Genomic DNA, 18,744 nt, shown 5'->3' on the forward strand with positions numbered 1-18,744 from the left:
CGTACGGCCGCTCAGCCGCCGCTGCTGCCGGAGCCGGAGCAGCCGAAGCCGCCCCGGTCGACGGCCTCGCTCCTGCTGAAGGTGCCGTAGTCGGCCCAGCCCCTGTCGACGTCGGCGTCGTAGTACCAGTCGGCGTCGGTCTTCTTGGCCGTGCCCGAGGCGGTCTTCCTGCCTTTGCCCGTGGATGTGGAGCCGGAGGTGGAGGACTTGCAGTTCTTGTCGGCGACGACCTTGTAGCCGTAGAGGGTGTCGTAGCTGTCGCGGTCGACGCAGCGGCGGTCCGGGTCGGACCCGCAGGAGGTGAGGGCGGCGGCGACCACGCCCATACCGCCGAGTACGACCGTGCTGGACCGCAAACGCCTGCGTGCTTCCGCCATGTCCCCGTCTCCCCGTTGCTGTCTGTTGCTGTCTGTTGCTGTCTGTTGCTGTCTTTACATCGCCCCTACGGCGACTTCCGGCCGCCAGCCTAAAGATCGGTGAGAACATGTGCACACCGGCCCCCCGTGCGGTGCCGCGCGCCTACAGTCCGTTCGTGTTGTTCGGAATGGTGTGCGCGCTGGGCGCGGCGGTCTGCTTCGGTACGGCGACGGTGCTGCAGGCGATGGCCGCGCGGGCCGCGTCCGGCGGGAGCGGCGGGGAGGCGGCGCTGCTGCTGCGGGCGCTGCGGCAGTGGCGGTACCTGGCGGGGCTGGGGCTGGACGGGCTGGGGTTCGTCCTCCAGATCGCCGCGCTCCGCTCGATCCCGATCTACGCGGTGGCGGCGGCGCTGGCGTCGAGCCTCGCGGTGACGGCGGTGGTGGCGGCGCGGCTGCTGCGGGTGCGGCTGAGCCGGGGCGAGTGGGGTGCGGTGGCCGTGGTGTGCGCGGGGCTCGCCATGCTGGGGCTCGCCTCGGGCACGGAGGGTGAGGAGACCGGGCCCGCGGTGCTGCAGTGGGTCGCGCTCGGGACGGCGGCGGGGGTGCTGCTGCTGGGCGTGGCCGGGGGGCGGCTGCCGGAGCGGGGGCGGGCGCTGGTGCTGGGGGTGGGGGCCGGGTTCGGGTTCGGGGTCGTCGAGGTGTCGGTGCGGCTGATCGACTCGCTGTCCCCCGCGGACCTCGTCACCGATCCGGCGGCGTACGCGCTGCTGCTGGGCGGCGGGGCCGCGTTCCTCACGCTCACCTCCGCCCTGCAGCGCGGCTCACCGACGACGGCGACGGCCGGAATGGTGATCGGCGAGACCATCGGCCCCTCGCTGGTGGGCGTGGTGTGGCTGGGCGACCGCACCCGGGAGGGGCTGACGTGGCTCGCCGTGCTGGGCTTCCTGGTCGCGGTGGCGGGCGCCCTGGCACTGGCCCGCTTCGGGGAGGCGCCGGAGGAGGCCTAGGCCGTGTCCGCAAAGTCCCTCCCCCAGAGGGGGTACCCCCAGCCCCGCGCCGCCTGGCACGCTCCCCCAGAGGGGGCACCCCCACTCGCCGCCCCGGGCGAAGTCCCAAGTACATCCAGTACGAGGGTCTCCGCCCGGCACGCCGAGAGCACGCTCCCCCCTCACGCTTTGGTGATGTGACGGACCTTCCGGGCCGGAATGCCCGGAATGCTGAGAGCCGCTGAGGCTCTGAGCAACGGTAGTCATGGGACCGAACGACGCGACGCAGATCGTGCGGGTGTTCACCCAGCAGGGCGGTCTTGCCGATGCCGGGCGGGCCCTCGACGACGGCGAGCACGGGCCGCCCGGCCGCCGCCCGGTCGTACGTCGTCCGTAACGCGGCGAGTTCGTCCGCCCGCCCCAGGAACATCGCTCGCCCGCCCCGCCCACGATCACCCATCGCACCGCCCTCCCCCGAGGCCCGGGCCCCTCAGTCCAGCACCGGCCCGGGGCCCGGGCAATGCGGCAATGGACGTAGCGGGGAGCGCGCGGGGCAGGGGGGCGTGCGCCGTCCCCGAGGGGGCGAGCGCCACCACGCGGGAAGCCACCGGGCGGGAAGCCACCGGCCGTCGCCGCCGGTCACCTCGCCGCCTTACCTCACGGCCGGTCACCTCACGGCCGGTCACCTCGCCGCCGGTCACCTCACGGCCGGTCACCTCACGGCCGGTCACCTCACGGCCGGTCACCTCACGGCCGGTCACCTCACGGCCGGTCACCTCACGGCCGGTCGCCTCACGGCCGGTCACCTCGCCGTGGGTCAGGCCATCGCCTCCGTGATGCCGTCCCAGAGGCGGGACCTCGCCTCCAGCGCGACGGTGACGGTCTCCACGGCCTCCTGCCAGCGGGTGTCGTCCGTGCCGCAGAGGTCGGTGACCATCTGGAGGGCCATGGGGGTGTGTTCCTCGCCGTCGACCTCGATGTGGCGGGCGAGGTAGTCGCGGAAGAGGGGGAAGCGGTCCGTGCCCTCCTCCTTGACGACCTGGTCGAACATGTCGGGGATCAGGTCCTCGCGGGAGAAGGCGAACACGGCGGCCCGGCAGTGCAGCGGGCGGTGGGCGATGATGTCGAAGGTCGTCGTGACGAACTCCGCCGCGGGGGCGGGCACCTGGGCCACGCGCAGGGCCGCCGACAGGTCGTGTCCCTCACCGATGAGGTCGAGGAAGACGTCGACGCGGGTGGTGTCGGCCCCGGCCTCGGTCATGGCGGCCCGGTACAACTCGAAGTGGCTGGTGAAGCCGCCGCCCAGCTCGTCGCTCTCCTCGACCAGCACGATGTCGTTGATGAGCCGGCGGGCCACCGCCGAGCCGCGCGGCACCCAGGGCACGTCGACGCAGGTCAGCTCGCGCTGGAGCGACTTGAGCAGGGACATGAAGTCCCACACCGCGAAGACGTGGTGGGCCATGAACGTCCTGAGGTGTTCCGGCCCGGATATCCGCTGGTAAATGGGGTGGGTCGTGACTTCTTTTCTGGCGGATTCCAGCACGGAACGAGCCCGTTCGATTCCCTGTTGTCCCCCGGCGGTCAGTTTCCAGTCATACCTGGACATGAAGATCTCCTTCGATCTCGGACCGCGATCGTCCAACCATCCGAGCGACGACGGCAAGCACTTTCCTGAATTCGGCGGAAGTTACCCGCAGTACCGTCCGACAGATGACACCAAGGAGCCAGAAACACCGGCAAGAGCCGCGATTCGGACACTCACAGGACGGCCACAAAAAACTCGTTGAATCTTTGAACGCGACGGTCCCCCACCCCGTACTGCCCCCTGTGAGCAGTAATCCCGTCACCGTGACCGTGGCCTATCACGTGGTGCCGGGCCGCGAGGCCGACTTCCACACCTGGGGGTGGGCCATGCTGGGCGCGAGCGCCCGGCAGCCGGGTTTCCTCGGGGGTGGCGTCCTTGTCGATCGAGAGGCGGAGTGGCATGTCGTCTATCGCTTCGCCACCGAAGACACGGCCCTGGCCTGGGAGTTCTCTCCCGACCGGGTCCAATGGGACGTACGGACCCAGGGCATCGCCGAACGGGCGGGCCGCCGTAGCGTGCAGGGGTCGAAGGAGTGGTTCGACACCCAGGCCCCCCTGTCCCCGCCGCCGCCCCCGCCTGCTCCCCCCACTCCGCCGGCGAAATGGAAACTGTGGTTCGTGAATATGAGCGCGGTGTTCCCACCGGTGCTCCTGTTCAATCTGATCGTGCTGCCCTATCTCGGCGGCCTCAATCCGTTCATTCGCACGCTGTTGCTCTGCCTGTGTGTGACGGCTCTCGTCACCTGGATTCTCATGCCGCGCCTTCAGCGTTTCTTCAAGAAATGGCTGTATCCCCCGCTTCAGGCGCTGCGTGGGCGGCACAAACGACGGACCGTATAGGTTCGTGAACGACGAAGGAGGTGGGCGGGTGAAGACCCTGCTCATCGACAATTACGACTCGTACACGTACAACCTGTTCCAGCTGATCGCCGAGGTCAACGGCGAGGAGCCGGTGGTGATCCACAATGACGCCGGCGGTGCCGACGGGATCGATGTATTAGACGTACTCGGCGGTTTCGACAATGTCGTGGTCTCGCCCGGTCCGGGACATCCGGGAACGGCCCGTGACTTCGGCATCAGCGCCCGGGTGCTCGCCGAGGCGACCGTGCCCGTCCTCGGCGTCTGCCTCGGTCACCAGGGCATCGCGCTCGGGGAGCAGGGCCGGGTGGCGCCCGCCCCGCAGCCCCGGCACGGGCATCTGACCCAGGTGCGGCACGACGACCGGGACCTGTTCCAGGGGCTGCCCCAGCACTTCACCGCGGTCCGCTACCACTCCCTCGCCGTGCACGAGCCGCTGCCCGACACCCTGGAGGCCACCGCCTGGGCCGAGGACGACGTCCTCATGGGCATCCGGCACCGCGAACGGCCGCTGTGGGGCGTGCAGTTCCACCCGGAGTCGGTGCTCACCGAGTACGGCCACCGCATGCTGGTGAACTTCCGCAACCTCACCGCCGAGCGGGCCCGCCGCCCCCGCTCCAAGAACACCGCCGTCCCCTCGGCCTCGATCGCCGGGCCGACCATCCCCCGCCCCCGGCAGGGCAACCTCCCCGCCTACCGGCTGCACACCCGCCGGATCGCCGGAGCGGTCGACACCGAGGCCGTCTTCAGCCGGCTGTTCGCCGGATCGGCGCGCTCGTTCTGGCTGGACAGCTCCCGGGTCGAGCAGGGCCTCGCCCGCTTCTCCTTCCTCGGCGACGACAGCGGTCCGCTCGCCGAGTTCGTCCGGTACGACGTCGAGGCCGGCCGCTGCGAGATCGAGCGGGCCGGACGCCCCCCGCGCAAGGTCACCGCGAGCGTCTTCGACTACCTCAAGCGGCAGTTGGCCAACCGCCGGGTCGACGCCACCGGGCTCCCGTTCGACTTCACCGGCGGATACGTCGGCTACTTCGGCTACGAGACCAAGGCCGACTGCGGCTCCCCGAACCGCCACCGCGCCGAGACCCCGGACGCCGCCTGGCTGTTCGCCGACCGGCTGATCGCGGTGGACCACGAGGAGGACTTCACCTACGCGGTCTGCCTCGCCGAGGACACCCCGCAGGCCGCCCGCGAGGCCGCCGACTGGCTGGAGCACACGGTCGCCCAGCTCACCTTCGTCGCCCCCGACGGCCACCGGCCGCCGCCGCCCGCCCCGGCCGAGCCCGACCTCGGCGCCGCCGAACCGTGGCTGACGCGCGACCGGACGACGTACCTCTCCGACATCGAGGCCTGCCAGCGGGAGCTGCGGGCCGGCACCAGCTACGAGATCTGTCTCACCGACGCGGCCCGGCTGCCCGCCCCGCCCGAGGCGTACGCCTTCTACCGGGAGCTGCGGCGCGTCAACCCGGCGCCGTACGCGGCCTTCCTGCGGTTCGGCGACCTCGACGTGGCCGGCGCCTCGCCGGAGCGGTTCCTGCGGATCACCCGGGACGGCGTCGCCGAGACCAAGCCGATCAAGGGCACCGCACCGCGCGGCGCCGACCCCCGCGAGGACGCCCGGCTCCGGGACGCGCTGGCGGCGGACGCCAAGACCCGCGCGGAGAACCTGATGATCGTCGACCTGCTCCGCAACGACCTGGGCCGGGTCTGCCGGACCGGGACGGTACGGGTGTCCCGGCTGATGGCCGTCGAGACGTACGCGACCGTGCACCAGCTCGTCTCCACCGTCGAGGGCCGGCTGCGCGAGGGCACGGAAGCCGTCGACTGCGTCCGCGCCTGCTTCCCCGGCGGCTCGATGACCGGCGCGCCGAAGCTGCGCACGATGGAGATCATCGACGACATCGAGACCGAGGCGCGGGGCGTGTACTCCGGCGCACTCGGCTATCTGGGGTGCAGCGGCGGCGCCGACCTCAACATCGTCATCCGCACCGCCGTCCTCGCCGACGGCCGGATGCACCTGGGAGCGGGCGGCGCGATCGTCCTCGACTCCGACCCGGTCGCCGAGTACGACGAGATGCTGCTGAAGACGGCCGCGCAGATGCGGGCCTACGCCGGCGCCGCCCCCCTGACCGCATCGGACGCCCTGGAAGAGGGCGCCCGATGACCACTCCCCGACTCGGCACCGCACCCCGACTCGGCACCGCACCCCCCGGTGCATCGCCCGGTGCATCGCCCGAGCCCGCCAACCTCGCCGCCCGGCTCGCCTCGCTCGCCGAGCGGGAGGGGTGGAGTGGACGGGCCGCCTTTCATCAGGGGCACCGGAGCTGGACCCACGGTGAGGTGCACGCTCTCGCGGCGCGGGCGGCCGGGGTGCTCGCCGCGGAAGGTGTACGGGCCGGGGACCGGGTGCTGCTCGCGCTGCCCGACTCGATCGCCTGGGTGGCGGCCTTCCTCGGCGTCGCGCGGCTCGGCGCGGTGGCCGTCCTGGTCAATCCCGAACTCCCCGCCGCCGACCACGCGTTCATGGCCACGGACACCGGCGCGGTGCTGTGCGTGACGGGGCCGGGGCTGGAGGACGACCGGTTCGGCGGCCGGGCCTGCCTGGGCGCCGACCAGCTGCTCGCGCTCGCTGCCACGGCGGAGGCCGCCGACGCCCGTCCCGTCGACTCCGGCAGCCCCCTCTACATCCAGTACACGTCCGGCACGACCGGCCGGCCCAAGGGGGTCGTGCACACGCACGCCGACCCGGAGGCGTACCACGAGCTCATCGGCCGGCCGCTGCTCGGCGTCACCCCGGACGACGTCACCCTGTCGGTCTCGAAGCTGTTCTTCGCCTACGGCTTCGGCAACGCCTTCGTCTTCCCCCTGTTCTCCGGCTCCTCGGCCGTCCTGGTCGACCGCCGTCCCACCCCGGCCGCCGTCGACGAGCTGGTCGCCCGGCACCGGGTGACCCTCCTCTACTCCGTGCCGTCGGCGTACGCGGCGCTGGTCGCCGACCGGGGCAGCGGCCACGAGGCCTGCTTCGCCTCGGTACGGGCCGCCGTGTCGGCCGGCGAGGGCATGCCGGACGGGCTCGGCGGGCGGGTCGTGGATCTGCTCGGCGCGCCGGTCCTGGAGCAGATCGGCTCCACCGAGGCCGGCCACGCGTTCTGCGCCAACAGCCTCGGCCACAACCACCCCGGCACCGTCGGCCGTCCCGTGCCCGGCTTCGAGGTGGAGCTGCGCGACAAGGCCGGACGCCCGGTGCCGGACGGCGCGGAGGGCGAACTGTGGGTCCACGGGCCGACGGTCACCCCCGGCTACCTCCACCGGCCCGAGGAGACCGCCCGCACCCTGGTCGACGGCTGGCTCAACACCCACGACCGGGCGCGCCGCGAACCGGACGGGACGTACACGCACCTGGGCCGCGCCGACGACATGGAGATGGTCGGCGGCATCACCGTCTCCCCGCTGGAGGTGGAGGCCGTACTGCGCACCCATCCGGCGGTGAAGGAGGTCGCGGTCGCGGCCGTCACCGACGCGAGCGGGGCGGGCCGGCTGCGCGCCTTCGTCGTCCCGGCGAAGGCCCCGGCGCCGCAGGGCTTCCAGGAGGACCTGCTGCGGCTGGCGCGGGAACGGCTCGCCGCCTTCAAGGTCCCCCGCAGCGTCAGCCTCGTCCCCTCCCTGCCCCGCACCCCCACCGGCAAGCTCCGCCGCCATCTGGTCCGTCAGGGGGCCTGGTGACCATGCCGTCCCCGTCCGAGAGGAACCGTCCCATGCCTCAGCAGCCCGTACTCACCGACCGCGGGTTCTACCTGGGCCCGATGTTCCGCCGGGCCGCGGACCGGCACGGCGCCGTGTTCGTCACCCTGGACCGCCCGCTGGACACCCACCCCGACCTCGGCACGGCCCTCAGCTACACGATCCTGGCCGAGGTGGTCGAGGAGCTGTCGGGGCGGCTGTGGGAGGCGGGTGTACGGCCCTCCGAGCAGGTCGTCGTCCACAAGACGGACAACGTCGACATCGTGCTGCTGACCTGCGCGATCTCCCGGATCGGCGCGGTGCCGGTGCTGCTGTCGCCCGGGCTGGCGGGCGAGGTGGTGGGCAAGCTGCTCGCCCGCCTCCAGCGGCCCTGGCTGGTCACCGACGGGGCGAAGCTGGACGGCCCGCTGAAGGACCAGGACCTCGACGGCCTGGTCCGGCGCACGCTCACCGTGGCCGACACGCCCGGCGCGGAGTCGCTCCAGAAGTACGCGGGCGCGCAGACCCCCCGGCCCGTACGCCTCCACCCCCGTGAACCCGCCCTGATCACCCACAGCTCGGGCACCACCGGCGTGCCCAAGCTCGCCGTGCACTGCGCGAACACCATGTGGAACCGGCTGGTGCCGCAGAAGGCGATGGGCTGGCCCACCCGGGGCGAGGTGGCGGCGCTGCACATGTCGTTCGTGCACTCGCGCTTCTACCATCTGCTCGGTGTGCTGCTGCACTTCGGCAGCCCGCTGCTGCTGATCACCGACCCGGACCCGGCGTCCGTGGGCCCGCTCCTTGCCCGCCACCGCCCCGGGATCGTCGAGACGCACCCCAACACGTTCGTGCTGTGGGAGGAGCTGGCCGACGCGCCGGGCGCCCCGCTGTCGCGGGTGAAGTCGTACGGCTCGACGTTCGACGCGATCCATCCGCGCACGGTACGCCGGCTGCTGGACGCCTCGAAGCGGCGCAGCCCCTGGCTGATCCAGCTGTACGGGCAGAGCGAGAGCGGCCCGGTGGCGTTCCAGTGGTTCACCCGGCGTTCGGTGGCCCGCGCGGACGGCCGCCGGGTCGGCACCGGCATCCCCGGCTTCACCCGGGTCCGGGTGACCGGCCCGGACGGCGAGCGGCTGCGGCCCGGCACCCCCGGCCGGATCGAGGCCCGCACCCGGGGCCGGATCCTCACCTATCTGGGCATGCAGGAGCAGTACGACCGTCAGCTCAGCGACGGCTGGTGGCAGATGGGCGACATGGGCTACCGCACCCGGCTGGGCGCGCTGTACCTGATGGACCGCGAGGTCGACCAGATCGACGCCGTGCACAGCAATCTCGAGGTCGAGGACACCCTGATGGACCGCCTGGAGGAGCTGCGTGAGGTGGTCATCGTGCCGGGTGCGGACCGTGAACCGGTCCCGGTGGTGTGCGTGCGCGGCGAACGGCCGCTGGACCCCGAGCGCTGGGCGGAGGCCACGGCCGATCTGCCGAAGATGGCGGAGCCCCGGCAGTGGCGGTTCGAGGAGCTGCCGATGACGGCCACCTGGAAGGTGAAGCGGGTGGAGATCACCCGGATGCTGGCCGAGGCGCGAGAAAGCGTCCACGCGTGAACCCTGTGATCGTGGTGGGCGCGGGCCCGGTCGGTCTCTCGGCCGCGCTGGGCCTGCGCGCGCACGGGCTCCCGGTCACCGTGCTGGAGGCGGACCCCGAGGACCGTGAACGGCCGGGCAGCCGGGCCCTGTTCGTGCACCGCGAGACCCTGCGGCTGCTCGACGGCATGTCCCCGGGCCTGGCCGCCGAGATCACGGAGTACGGGCGTACCTGGCACACCCGCCGCACCCTGTACCGGGGCCGCGAGGTGTACTCCCGCACCTTCCCGCCCCCGTCCGGGCTGCCGCCGTTCACCAGCCTGCGCCAGGTGGACACCGAGCGCTTTCTGCGCGGGGCGTGCGAGCGGGCGGGCGTGGAGTTCGTCTGGGGGGCGCGGATCACGGGCGTCCGCACCTCCGGCGAAGGCGTCTCGCTGACCGGTGAGGACGGGCGCGAGTGGAGCGCGGGGTACGCCGTCGCGGCCGACGGGGCGCGCTCGGCGGTCCGGCACGGGCTGGGCATCGCCATGGAGGGCACCCGGGGCGAGGGCTTCCACGTGGTGGTCGACGTCGCGGACGTGCCGGGCGCCGAGCTGCCGCTGGAGCGGGTCTTCCACTACGAGCATCCGGGGGTCGGCGGCCGCAGTGTGATGCGGGTGCCGTTCACCGGCGGCTTCCAGGTGGACCTCCAGTGCTTCGACGACGACCGGGAGGAGGAGTACGGCACGGAGGACGCCGTACGCCGCTGGCTCCCCTCGGTGGTGGGCGACGGGTACGACGGACGGATCCTGTGGGTGTCGACGTACCGCTTCCTGCGCAAGGTCGCGGCCTCCTTCACCGACCCGCACCGGCGGGTGCTGCTGGTCGGGGAGGCGGCGCATCTCTTCCCGCCGTTCGGGGCACGCGGCATGAACAGCGGGATCGCGGACGCGGCGGCGGCAGCGGAGGCGATCGCCGCCGGGACCGCCGCCGCCGTGGACGGTTTCGCGGACGTACGGCGGGCCGCCGGGCTGTTCAACAGCGAGGCGGCCGGGATCGCGCTCGGCCATCTGCGCCCGCACCGGCGGATCGTACGGCTGCGGCAACGCGCGGCGGCGGCGCTCGCGCCCGTGCTGCCCTCGTGCGGATCATGGCTGGAGCACGCGCCGTACGGTCCCCGGCACGGGGCGCCGGCAGCGGCGGGCGGCAAGTACTGAGGAGGACGGGATGAGTGCGCAAGGGCTGCTGAGCTGGTCGCCCGGCGGCGGGCTGACACCGGTCCCGGCGGCCGGGGGCCCGCTGCTCGCCGCGGACTCGTGGCTGGTGCGGGACGGGAGGGTGCGGGCCTACGACCGTCACCGGGAGCGTTTCCTCCGGGCCTGCGGGGAGTGCGGGGGGCCGGGGCCGCGCCGGCTGGTGGAGTTCTGGCAGGACGTGACCGCCGCGCTGCCGCGCACGGGCGAGTGGTTCCCCCGGGTGGAACTCGCCGCCGGGTCGATGGAGTTGCGGCTGCGGCTGCGGCACGCCCCGCCGCTGGGCGCGGAGATCCGGCTGTGGGCCGTGGGCCAGGGGGACCCGCGCACCGCGCCCCGGCGCAAGGGCCCCGATCTCGACGTACTGGCAGAGGTGCGGGCGCGGGCGACCGGGGCCGGCGCCGAGGAGGCGGTGCTGGTCGGGCCGGACGGGGTGGTGCTGGAGTCGCCGACGGCCGGGGTGCTGTGGTGGGAGGGCGACACCCTGTGCCTGCCCCCGTCCCGGCTGCCGCTGCTGGCCTCGGTGACGACCGCGCTGGTCCTGGAGCGGGCGGTGCGCGAGGGCCTCCGGGTCGACCGCCGGGAGCGGACCGTGGCCGAGCTGGACGGCCGCGAGGTGTGGACGGTGAACGCCCTGCACGGACTGCGCCCGGTGACGGGCTGGACGGGGGCGGACATCAAGGCCGGTCCCGCGTCACGGGCGGTGGAATGGCGGGAATGGCTGGAGGGACTGAGCGAGCCGCTGCCGGACGACTGAAATCCCCGAGCACAATCCCTGAAGAGACTTGGAAAAACTTCGGGCATCGACACTGAAAGCCGATGCCCGAATTCCGTGTGCCTTTTTTATTGTTACTTCTTCGCGGGCTGATAAGCCCCCGGGACCATGCGTGTGGCGATCGCGATGCGGTTGTACGCGTTGATGACGGTGGCCGCCCAGATCAGCGCCGCGATCTGCGCCTCGTCGAAGACCTCGGCGGCCTCCGCGTAGACGTCGTCCGGCACGTGTCCGTCGGCGACGAAGGTCACGGCCTCGGTCAACGCCAGTGCGGCGCGCTCCCGTTCGGTGAAGAAGGGGGTCTCCCGCCAGGCGTTCAGGGCGTAGATCCGCTGCTCGGTCTCGTCGGCGGCGCGGGCGTCCTTGGTGTGCATGTCGAGGCAGAAGGCGCAGCCGTTGAGCTGCGAGGCGCGGATCCTGAGCAGCTCCAGGATTTCCGGTTCGACTTTCGCGTCCTGCGCCGCGGCGACGGCGGCGGCATGCAGGGAACCCATCGCCGAGGAGACGTCGGGGGTGATTTTCTTCAGGGCCACACGGGATATCTGGTCACGGTTGCTCATGGAGTCGACTATATCCGCGAATTCGTATTCCGGAGCCGCTTTGTGGGGGACCTGAAGAACTGGACCGGTTCTACGACGGCCGACGGGCCCCGCTCCGGAATCCGGAACGGGGCCCGTCGGCCGTTTGCAGAACGGCTCAGATGAGGCCGAGGCCGCGCACCGCCTCGCGCTCCTCCTCCAGCTCCTTCACCGACGCGTCGATGCGCGCACGCGAGAACTCGTTGATGTCCAGGCCCTGGACGATCTCGTACACGCCGTCCTTGGTGGTGACCGGGAAGGAGGAGATCAGGCCCTCCGGGACGCCGTAGGAGCCGTCCGACGGGATGCCCATGGAGGTCCAGTCGCCCTCGGCGGTGCCGTTGACCCAGGTGTGCACGTGGTCGATCGCGGCGTTGGCGGCGGAGGCGGCCGAGGAGGCGCCACGGGCCTCGATGATGGCGGCGCCGCGCTTGGCGACGGTCGGGATGAAGTCCTCGGCGAGCCACTTCTCGTCGTTCACGACCTCGGCGGCGTTCTTGCCGGCGACCGTGGCGTGGAAGATGTCCGGGTACTGGGTGGCGGAGTGGTTGCCCCAGATGGTCAGCCGCTTGATGTCGGCGACCGTCGAGCCCGTCTTCTTCGCGAGCTGGGTCAGCGCGCGGTTGTGGTCGAGGCGGGTCATCGCGGTGAAGCGCTCGGCCGGTACGTCCGGGGCCGCGGCCTGCGCGATGAGCGCGTTGGTGTTGGCCGGGTTGCCGACGACGAGGACCTTGATGTCGTCCGCGGCGTGGTCGTTGATGGCCTTGCCCTGCGGCTTGAAGATGCCGCCGTTGGCGGAGAGGAGGTCACCGCGCTCCATGCCCTTGGTGCGGGGGCGGGCGCCGACGAGGAGGGCGACGTTGGTGCCGTCGAACGCGACGTTCGGGTCGTCGGTGATGTCGATGCCCGAGAGGAGCGGGAAGGCGCAGTCGTCGAGCTCCATCGCGGTGCCCTCGGCGGCCTTCAGCGCGGGGGTGATCTCCAGGAGGCGCAGCTTGACCGGCACGTCCGCGCCGAGCAGCTGGCCGGAGGCGATGCGGAAGAGCAGGGCGTAACCGATCTGGCCGGCCGCGCCGGTGACGGTGACGTTCACGGGAGTGCGGGTCATGGCGTTCTCCGTATGACAGCTGTCGGTGGGGCGTCCCTGCCCCGGATGGGACGTACAAATGATCGATCTCTTGGTATCAAGAGATCCATCCAGCGGTCAGGCTATCGCGCATCCGGGATCCCGGACGTCCGGGGCTGTGTGGCCCAGCCCACAGCCCCGGCCCGTGACACGGAAATGGCGGCCGCCGGTCCGGGAGAGGTGGAACCGGGCGGCCGCCGGGTGGGGGTACCGGGTCGTGCCGGACTCCCGTGGGGGTACCGTTCGCGTGCCCAGCGCGGAGGCGGGTATTCCTGCGCGCCCGTTTTTTCTTCCCCGGGGAGGCGCTAGCCGGTGCACCCCTGCACGCCCGAGGCCAGCACCGCGCACGCCTTCGCCTGGTCGGGGCCGTGTACGGCGATCATCGGGGTGTACGCGATCGTCTCGCCGTCGCCGGTGATGGTCCCGGTCTCACGGCGCGAGCCGACGGTCACCCGGACCACGTCCCCCGGTACCGCCCCGGTGATCCGGCCCCAGGCCGCGCCGCACGTCTCGCTGTAGCGGACCTCGACCACGGCCGGTCCGACCGGCGCGCTCTTCGCCGTGGTCACCAGGTCACCGCTGCACCCCATCCGCTCGGCGTCCTTGCCGGTGCAGCCGGCGCCCGCGCACCGCACCCCGGAGGGCAGGGCCGCGCTCGTCCGGGCGGACGGGGAGGGCGAGCCGGAGGCGTCGGCGGTCCGCCCCGGGACCACGGCGTCGGTCAGCAGGAACGCGCCCAGGGCGAGGACCAGCACCCCCACCACTCCGGCGAGGAACAGCACCGGCCGCCGCGCACGAACGCCCCGCCCCGCTCCCCCGGCGGTGTCGGAGGGCAGCGCCGGCGACACCCCCGCCGGCCCCGCGACCCCGGGGACGGCCACCGAGCGCTCCGGCCCCCGCTGTCCGCTCCCCGGCGGCCCGAACTCGCCCGGGGCGGCTCGCGCCCGAACGATCCGCGCGTCGTCCACGGTCTGTTGGTGCCGCAGCTCCGCACGGCTCCAGGCCCGTTCGGCCGGCTCCCACAGCGTGATGAGGTGGGCCGGCGGGGTCCCGGTGACCTCGGCGAGGGCGACGACCGCGCCCCTCGGGGCGATCAGCCGGCCGTCGAGGTACTTCTCCCAGGAGGCCCTGCTGTACCCGGTCCGGTCCGCGACCGCCCCGGGACTCAGCCCGGCCCGGTCCACCACCCTGCGCAGCTGTTCGGCGAACTCCCTCACCTGCGGATCGAGTTCGTCCGGCAGATCCCGCCAACGAGGCATGGAGCCCCCTCCCTCCGCCAGGTCCCCCTTTGGCCACGTTAGCCCCGATGTCCAGATGATTCGGACCACAAACCCGAACCGTCCCGAACTGTCAGGGGTTCTCAGCCGAAGGCCATGGCTCCGCCGACCACCGCGAGCAGCAGGGCGAGCAGCAGCAGGACCGCGAGGAGGAGGAGCCGCCCGGCGGGGCGGGCCGGCTCGGGCTCGTCCAGCCGTTCCCACCAGGGGACGGTGGGATCGTCCTCGTACGCCTCGCCGGGGTTCGCCGGGGCCGGGCGCGGCCAGGCCTCCACGGCCAGTTCCCAGCGCACGACGTGCCGTTCGGCGTCCGCGCCGGTCAGCCCGGCGACCTGGCACAGCGCGGCGACGGCCTGCCGGGGCGGCGGCTGGACGGCGTTGAGATAGCGCTGCCAGGAGGACTTGCTGTACGCGGTGCGGGCGCCGAGCGAGGCGAGGCTCAGGCCCGTGCCGTCCTTCAGCTGCCGCAACAGCTCCACGAAGTGCCGTACCTCCGGCGGCAGCCCGTCCGGCAGCGGCTGCCAGGCGCCCATCCCGCCCACCTCCTCGTCGATCCCATGGACGGGACGACACCGGCCGCCCGCCCGGTTCCCGTCCGGGAGGAGGACGGCGCCCCGATCACCTAGCTACTGACGGTGAAATGCAGCGTGTCCTTTAAAAACGGAACCTGCACCCAGGGATCCGGCTGGGCCATCAACGCCAGCAACACGATCACCGCCCCCAACACCCCGTACGTGGCGATGTCGGTGAACCGCGACCGCACGGCCAGCATCCCCACCCCCGGCAGCAGCCACCGCAGCACCGCCCCGGTCAGCAGCCCGACGCCGATCACTATCGTGCCCGCCCGGAACTGGTCGAACGCGGTCACCAGCAGTCCGACGGCGACCAGCCCCAGCACGGCGATGATCGGCCACTGCCGCGCGGCCAGCGCGTCGCCGGCCGCGGCCCGCCCCGCGCCCTCGGGGCGCGCGGTGTCCTTGGTGAACAGCGGGAAGCGACGGGTGTGCCGACGGACCACGCCGTCCGCGTCCGGCGCGCTGACGGGGTCCCGCACCTCGATGTCCTCGGCCTCGCCGGGGGTGTCCTCAGCCGGCACTGCGCTCCGCCGCCTCGACCACGTTGACGAGCAGCTGGGCACGGGTCATCGGGCCGACGCCACCGGGGTTGGGGGAGATCCAGGCGGCGACCTCGCGGACGTCGGGGTGGACGTCGCCCTTGATCCGGCCCTCCGCGTCGCGCGAGACACCGACATCGAGGACGGCCGCGCCCGGCTTGATGTCCTCGGCGCGGATCAGATGGGCGGACCCGGCGGCGGCGACGACGATGTCCGCGCGCCTGAGGTGCGCGGAGAGGTCGCGGGTGCCGGTGTGGCACTGGGTCACGGTCGCGTTCTCGCTGCGGCGGGTGAGCAGCAGCGGCATCGGGCGGCCGATGGTGACGCCGCGGCCGACGACCACGACCTCGGCGCCCTTGATCTCGACGCCGTACCGGCGCAGCAGGGTGAGCACGCCGTTGGGGGTGCAGGGCAGCGGGGCGGGCTCGTTGAGGACGAGCCGGCCGAGGTTCATGGGGTGCAGGCCGTCGGCGTCCTTGGCCGGGTCCATCAGCTCCAGGATGCGGTTCTCGTCGATGCCCCTGGGCAGCGGCAGCTGGACGATGTAACCGGTGCAGGCCGGGTCGTCGTTGAGCTCCCGGACGACCGCCTCGATCTCCTCCTGCGTGGCGGTGGCGGGCAGTTCGCGCTGGATGGAGGCGATGCCGACCTGGGCGCAGTCGCGGTGCTTGCCCGCGACGTACTTCTGGCTGCCGGGGTCCTCCCCGACGAGGATCGTGCCGAGGCCGGGCGTCACGCCCTTCTCCTTCAGCGCCGCCACACGGGCGGCCAGCTCTGACTTGATCTCGGCCGCGGTGGCCTTGCCATCGAGAATCTGGGCGGTCATGACCCCATCCTCCCGGATGACGGCCTCCCGGTTCCAATCCGGCCCCGAAGCCGCCGCATAAGGAACTGGACAAGAAACCGGCCATTGCAGAACGATTGACGCCACAGTGCCGCGGGCAGTACCGGGGGGACGCACCGCATCTCTGATCTTCCTCCGCAGTGCGCCGCCCGCCGTCCCCGCACTCGACGACCGACGGAGGAAGAAGCGCCATGAGTTTCGGCGACCCGAACAACCCCTACGGCCCGCCCCAGCAGCCGCAGCCCGGCCAGCCGCCGCAGCAGCCCGGCTACCCGTCCTACCCCGCCGCCCAGCAGCCCGGCTACGGGTACCCGACCGCTCCCCAGCCCGGCCAGGGCTACCCGCAGGCGCCGCCGGTCCCGCAGGGCTACGGCTACGGCTACCCGATGCAGATGCCGATGCAGATGCCGGGGCTCGTCACGACCGCCCGGGTGCTGCTGTTCATCCTCGCGGGCTTCCAGTTCCTGGCCGCCGTGATCTTCGGCATCCTCCTCGCCGTCGCGGGCGACGCGGACACCGACACGGGCCTGGTGGCCGGGGTGGTCGCCGGGGTCGCGGTGCTGATGCTGGCGCTCGGCAGCCTGTCGATCTTCCTGGGCGTGAAGATGCGCAACGGCCGCGGCGGCATCCGCATCGGCACGATGATCTACGCCTCGCTGATGATCCTGGGCAGCCTCGTCAACATCGGGCAGGGCGTCTCGGAGACGGCCGCCTCGGGCGCCCTCGGCGGCCTCATCTCGCTCGCCTTCGGCATCACCATCATGGTGGCCATGATCAGGAGCGGGGACTGGTTCAACCGTCCGCGCTACTGAGCCGCCGTCCCGGCGGTCCCGCGCCGCCGCAGCGGCGTCTTCTCGCCATTCCTCACCGGGGCCGTGTCACGTCGTGACACGGCCCCGGCCCGTCGCCTGCCTCAGAGGGGCCCATGACCGCCCGCCGGCTGGGTTCGGCCGCCGCGACCGCGGCCGTAGCGGTCCTCGGCGATTGCCTCACCCAGGGGACGGACTCCGGCAGGGGCCGCCGCAGGACGACGAGAACTCCGCGGCCGTGTACAGCGCCTCCGAACTACGCACCGACCGGGGCGTCCAGGTGCGGTACCGCTGGTTGATCGTCGACGTGCACGCATGCTTCCCGCGAGAGGTCAGCCTGGTCCTCCTCATCACAGCGATGCTGGGCGGAGAGCGACTTCGACCCGGACCTCGCCACCGCGTCCACCGCGTCCACCGCGTCCACCGGGGAGTACGGCATCGCCCGCCGGACCCCGGCCGCCGCCTGCTGATCACGGCCACGTACTGGTCGACGTAGTACAAGAAGTTGAACCCTCCTCTCCCTAAAGGGAGGGGATTCCTGGCTCAGGCCGCCTCCTGGAGCAGCGCCCCAAGAGGTCTTCTGCCATCGGCACCAGCCGGGTTGAGACCAGCCCGGACGAGCATCACGCGTGCGGAGTTCTTGTCCCGTGGGATGTCCCGCCCGTGCTTGCGGCCCATCTCGATCAGGGCCTGCTCGGTGGCGCCGATGGCGGCGTCCGCGGCCTTACGGGCCATGGTGGTCCTGGCCAGGAACTTCGGACGGAAGTCCTCGACAGCGATGGCGTCGTGGTCGCGGACGACTTTCTTGGCCCATTTGCGCGCGGTGTCTTCACGCTGCCTGGCAACCTTCTTGTACGCCTTCGCCCGCAGCCTCGTCGCCTCGCGGTAGCCCTTCGATCCGGGCTGTCCCTTCTGCGGCCTGCGGCGGCCATCATCCGGTCGTACCGGCTCAGCTTCGTCCGGGCCTTCCTGCCGTGCCCGGCGTGCGGCAGGTCATGGGCATCGGAGGTGGTGGTCGCGGTCTCCTTCACGCCCCAGTCGACACCGAGTACGCGGCCGGTCTCCGGCAGTGGCTGTACCTGGGCGGGCACGACGAACGAGCAGTACCAGTGCCCGAGGCCGTCCTGGTACACGCGCACCGAGGACGGCTCGGCCGGGAGTTTCCGCGACCACACCACCGTCACCACGATGCCCCCCGGCCAGGTGCAGCCGGCCGTCCTTCAGCCGGAACCCGCGCCGGGTGTAGTTGAGGGTCAACAGCGCCTCGCGCTTGGTCTTCCACCCCGGCATCCCGGCCCGGCGTGCCATGGGCAGGCACTCTGTGATGTCCTTGTGCGCCTTCGCGCGGGAGCGGCCGAAGTCGCGGATGACCTGCTGCTGCGGGACCGACGAGCCCGCACGCAGCCACGGCGTACGGGCGCGGGCCTCGGTCAGCATCCTGTCGAGCTGCGCCGGGCCGCACGCGACCTTCTGCCCGGTGGCCTTGTTGTGCAGGTGTACGGCCCTGGACTTGGCGACACACTCGTTCCACACCCACCGGCACCGGCCCCACTCCGCCACCAGAGCCGTACGGGCAGTGGCCGACACACGCAGCCGGTACGTGTACCGGGCATGACCGCCCTCCATAGCCACCCCCACGTGCGCCATCCCGGGCGCCCCACGCCAGGAGCCGGATACGGCGACGCTCCGCGCCGCGACTACGGCGGCGGCTACGGCTGTCTGGCGCCGGGCGAGTACTTCGCTGACTACCTGGCCGACAACATGCTCAACAACGGCTTCAGCCCCGACAGCAACATCCGCTCCGCCAAGTGGGGAACGTCCTCGGCCTGTTCGGTGTCGCTGACCTGTCCCTCAGAACGCGAGGCGGGCGGCCCGGCATGATGCCGAACCGCCCGCCTC

General features: G+C 72.3%; 18 protein-coding genes and 2 pseudogenes. 10 read left to right on the forward strand and 10 right to left on the reverse strand.

Annotated features, from left to right (window positions below):
• Nucleotides 1-11: 11 nt before the first annotated feature.
• Nucleotides 12-377 (reverse strand): hypothetical protein, encoded by a 366-nt coding sequence (locus ABZ464_RS32045; RefSeq protein WP_359282591.1) that lies wholly within the window; start codon nt 375-377, stop codon nt 12-14.
• Between the two features lie 167 nt (nt 378-544).
• On the opposite strand from ABZ464_RS32045, the gene ABZ464_RS32050 reads away from it, so the two are divergent.
• Nucleotides 545-1,363 carry a hypothetical protein gene (locus ABZ464_RS32050; RefSeq protein WP_359282688.1) on the forward strand — a complete coding sequence of 273 codons (819 nt, stop codon included), beginning with the start codon at nt 545-547 and terminating at the stop codon, nt 1,361-1,363.
• A 292-nt stretch (nt 1,364-1,655) separates the two neighbouring features.
• Here ABZ464_RS32050 and ABZ464_RS32055 read toward each other — a convergent pair.
• A pseudogene (locus tag ABZ464_RS32055) lies at nt 1,656-1,802 on the reverse strand (AAA family ATPase); the annotation flags it as partial.
• Nucleotides 1,803-2,159: 357 nt separating this feature from the next.
• Nucleotides 2,160-2,948 (reverse strand): DUF3050 domain-containing protein, encoded by a 789-nt coding sequence (locus ABZ464_RS32060; protein ID WP_359282594.1) that lies wholly within the window; start codon nt 2,946-2,948, stop codon nt 2,160-2,162.
• A 221-nt stretch (nt 2,949-3,169) separates the two neighbouring features.
• On the opposite strand from ABZ464_RS32060, the gene ABZ464_RS32065 reads away from it, so the two are divergent.
• Genes ABZ464_RS32065 through ABZ464_RS32090 form a run of 6 tightly spaced genes read left to right on the forward strand, consistent with a single transcriptional unit; the run spans nt 3,170 to nt 11,079 of the window.
• Nucleotides 3,170-3,766, forward strand: coding sequence for a hypothetical protein (locus ABZ464_RS32065; RefSeq protein ID WP_359282597.1), 597 nt, complete (start codon nt 3,170-3,172; stop codon nt 3,764-3,766).
• A 28-nt stretch (nt 3,767-3,794) separates the two neighbouring features.
• Nucleotides 3,795-5,945 carry an aminodeoxychorismate synthase component I gene (gene pabB, locus ABZ464_RS32070; protein ID WP_359282600.1) on the forward strand — a complete coding sequence of 717 codons (2,151 nt, stop codon included), beginning with the start codon at nt 3,795-3,797 and terminating at the stop codon, nt 5,943-5,945.
• A complete protein-coding gene (locus tag ABZ464_RS32075) occupies nt 5,942-7,504 on the forward strand; it encodes a benzoate-CoA ligase family protein (protein ID WP_359282603.1) in 1,563 nt (520 codons plus the stop codon). The genes pabB and ABZ464_RS32075 overlap by 4 nt, the downstream gene beginning before the upstream one ends.
• 32 nt (nt 7,505-7,536) lie before the next feature.
• Nucleotides 7,537-9,111, forward strand: coding sequence for an AMP-binding protein (locus ABZ464_RS32080; RefSeq protein WP_359282606.1), 1,575 nt, complete (start codon nt 7,537-7,539; stop codon nt 9,109-9,111).
• Nucleotides 9,108-10,286, forward strand: coding sequence for an FAD-dependent monooxygenase (locus tag ABZ464_RS32085; RefSeq protein ID WP_359282609.1), 1,179 nt, complete (start codon nt 9,108-9,110; stop codon nt 10,284-10,286). The genes ABZ464_RS32080 and ABZ464_RS32085 overlap by 4 nt, the downstream gene beginning before the upstream one ends.
• Nucleotides 10,287-10,296: 10 nt before the next feature.
• Nucleotides 10,297-11,079, forward strand: coding sequence for an aminotransferase class IV (locus tag ABZ464_RS32090; protein WP_359282612.1), 783 nt, complete (start codon nt 10,297-10,299; stop codon nt 11,077-11,079).
• Nucleotides 11,080-11,171: 92 nt separating this feature from the next.
• On the opposite strand, the gene ABZ464_RS32095 is transcribed toward ABZ464_RS32090, so the two are convergent.
• From ABZ464_RS32095 to ABZ464_RS32120, 6 genes are all read right to left on the reverse strand, one after another.
• Nucleotides 11,172-11,657, reverse strand: coding sequence for a carboxymuconolactone decarboxylase family protein (locus ABZ464_RS32095; protein ID WP_359282614.1), 486 nt, complete (start codon nt 11,655-11,657; stop codon nt 11,172-11,174).
• A gap of 136 nt (nt 11,658-11,793) precedes the next feature.
• On the reverse strand, nt 11,794-12,783 hold the full coding sequence (locus ABZ464_RS32100) for a malate dehydrogenase (protein WP_359282616.1): 990 nt from the start codon (nt 12,781-12,783) through the stop codon (nt 11,794-11,796).
• A 323-nt stretch (nt 12,784-13,106) separates the two neighbouring features.
• Nucleotides 13,107-14,060, reverse strand: coding sequence for a DUF2690 domain-containing protein (locus ABZ464_RS32105; RefSeq protein WP_359282617.1), 954 nt, complete (start codon nt 14,058-14,060; stop codon nt 13,107-13,109).
• A 101-nt stretch (nt 14,061-14,161) separates the two neighbouring features.
• Complete coding sequence (locus ABZ464_RS32110; protein WP_359282620.1) at nt 14,162-14,611, reverse strand: helix-turn-helix transcriptional regulator; 450 nt, start codon at nt 14,609-14,611, stop codon at nt 14,162-14,164.
• Between the two features lie 89 nt (nt 14,612-14,700).
• Complete coding sequence (locus ABZ464_RS32115; RefSeq protein ID WP_359282623.1) at nt 14,701-15,174, reverse strand: DUF3017 domain-containing protein; 474 nt, start codon at nt 15,172-15,174, stop codon at nt 14,701-14,703.
• Entirely contained in the window at nt 15,164-16,018 is an 855-nt protein-coding gene (locus tag ABZ464_RS32120) for a bifunctional methylenetetrahydrofolate dehydrogenase/methenyltetrahydrofolate cyclohydrolase (protein ID WP_359282625.1), read from the reverse strand. Before ABZ464_RS32120 ends, ABZ464_RS32115 begins: the two co-directional genes overlap by 11 nt.
• Nucleotides 16,019-16,227: 209 nt before the next feature.
• Between ABZ464_RS32120 and ABZ464_RS32125 the strand changes: the two genes are divergently transcribed.
• Nucleotides 16,228-16,848 (forward strand): hypothetical protein, encoded by a 621-nt coding sequence (locus ABZ464_RS32125; RefSeq protein ID WP_359282627.1) that lies wholly within the window; start codon nt 16,228-16,230, stop codon nt 16,846-16,848.
• 172 nt (nt 16,849-17,020) lie between these two features.
• Nucleotides 17,021-17,341 carry a hypothetical protein gene (locus ABZ464_RS32130; protein ID WP_359282629.1) on the forward strand — a complete coding sequence of 107 codons (321 nt, stop codon included), beginning with the start codon at nt 17,021-17,023 and terminating at the stop codon, nt 17,339-17,341.
• A 47-nt stretch (nt 17,342-17,388) separates the two neighbouring features.
• Here ABZ464_RS32130 and ABZ464_RS32135 read toward each other — a convergent pair.
• A pseudogene (locus tag ABZ464_RS32135) lies at nt 17,389-18,492 on the reverse strand (transposase).
• Between ABZ464_RS32135 and ABZ464_RS32140 the strand changes: the two are divergent.
• On the forward strand, nt 18,457-18,726 hold the full coding sequence (locus tag ABZ464_RS32140) for a hypothetical protein (protein WP_359282692.1): 270 nt from the start codon (nt 18,457-18,459) through the stop codon (nt 18,724-18,726). The pseudogene ABZ464_RS32135 and the gene ABZ464_RS32140 sit on opposite strands and share 36 nt — an antisense overlap.
• Nucleotides 18,727-18,744: the final 18 nt, after the last annotated feature.

It is taken from the genome of Streptomyces sp. NPDC005820, assembly GCF_040630255.1.
In the GTDB taxonomy this organism is placed as follows: domain Bacteria; phylum Actinomycetota; class Actinomycetes; order Streptomycetales; family Streptomycetaceae; genus Streptomyces.

Coding starts and splice junctions, on each gene's coding strand:
- ABZ464_RS32045 (WP_359282591.1), bottom strand. CDS start 377: ATGGCGGAAGCACGCAGGCGTTTGCGGTCCAGCACGGTCGTACTCGGC.
- ABZ464_RS32050 (WP_359282688.1), top strand. CDS start 545: ATGGTGTGCGCGCTGGGCGCGGCGGTCTGCTTCGGTACGGCGACGGTG.
- ABZ464_RS32060 (WP_359282594.1), bottom strand. CDS start 2,948: ATGTCCAGGTATGACTGGAAACTGACCGCCGGGGGACAACAGGGAATC.
- ABZ464_RS32075 (WP_359282603.1), top strand. CDS start 5,942: ATGACCACTCCCCGACTCGGCACCGCACCCCGACTCGGCACCGCACCC.
- ABZ464_RS32080 (WP_359282606.1), top strand. CDS start 7,537: ATGCCTCAGCAGCCCGTACTCACCGACCGCGGGTTCTACCTGGGCCCG.
- ABZ464_RS32090 (WP_359282612.1), top strand. CDS start 10,297: ATGAGTGCGCAAGGGCTGCTGAGCTGGTCGCCCGGCGGCGGGCTGACA.
- ABZ464_RS32095 (WP_359282614.1), bottom strand. CDS start 11,657: ATGAGCAACCGTGACCAGATATCCCGTGTGGCCCTGAAGAAAATCACC.
- ABZ464_RS32100 (WP_359282616.1), bottom strand. CDS start 12,783: ATGACCCGCACTCCCGTGAACGTCACCGTCACCGGCGCGGCCGGCCAG.
- ABZ464_RS32105 (WP_359282617.1), bottom strand. CDS start 14,060: ATGCCTCGTTGGCGGGATCTGCCGGACGAACTCGATCCGCAGGTGAGG.
- ABZ464_RS32110 (WP_359282620.1), bottom strand. CDS start 14,611: ATGGGCGCCTGGCAGCCGCTGCCGGACGGGCTGCCGCCGGAGGTACGG.
- ABZ464_RS32120 (WP_359282625.1), bottom strand. CDS start 16,018: ATGACCGCCCAGATTCTCGATGGCAAGGCCACCGCGGCCGAGATCAAG.
- ABZ464_RS32125 (WP_359282627.1), top strand. CDS start 16,228: ATGAGTTTCGGCGACCCGAACAACCCCTACGGCCCGCCCCAGCAGCCG.
- ABZ464_RS32140 (WP_359282692.1), top strand. CDS start 18,457: ATGACCGCCCTCCATAGCCACCCCCACGTGCGCCATCCCGGGCGCCCC.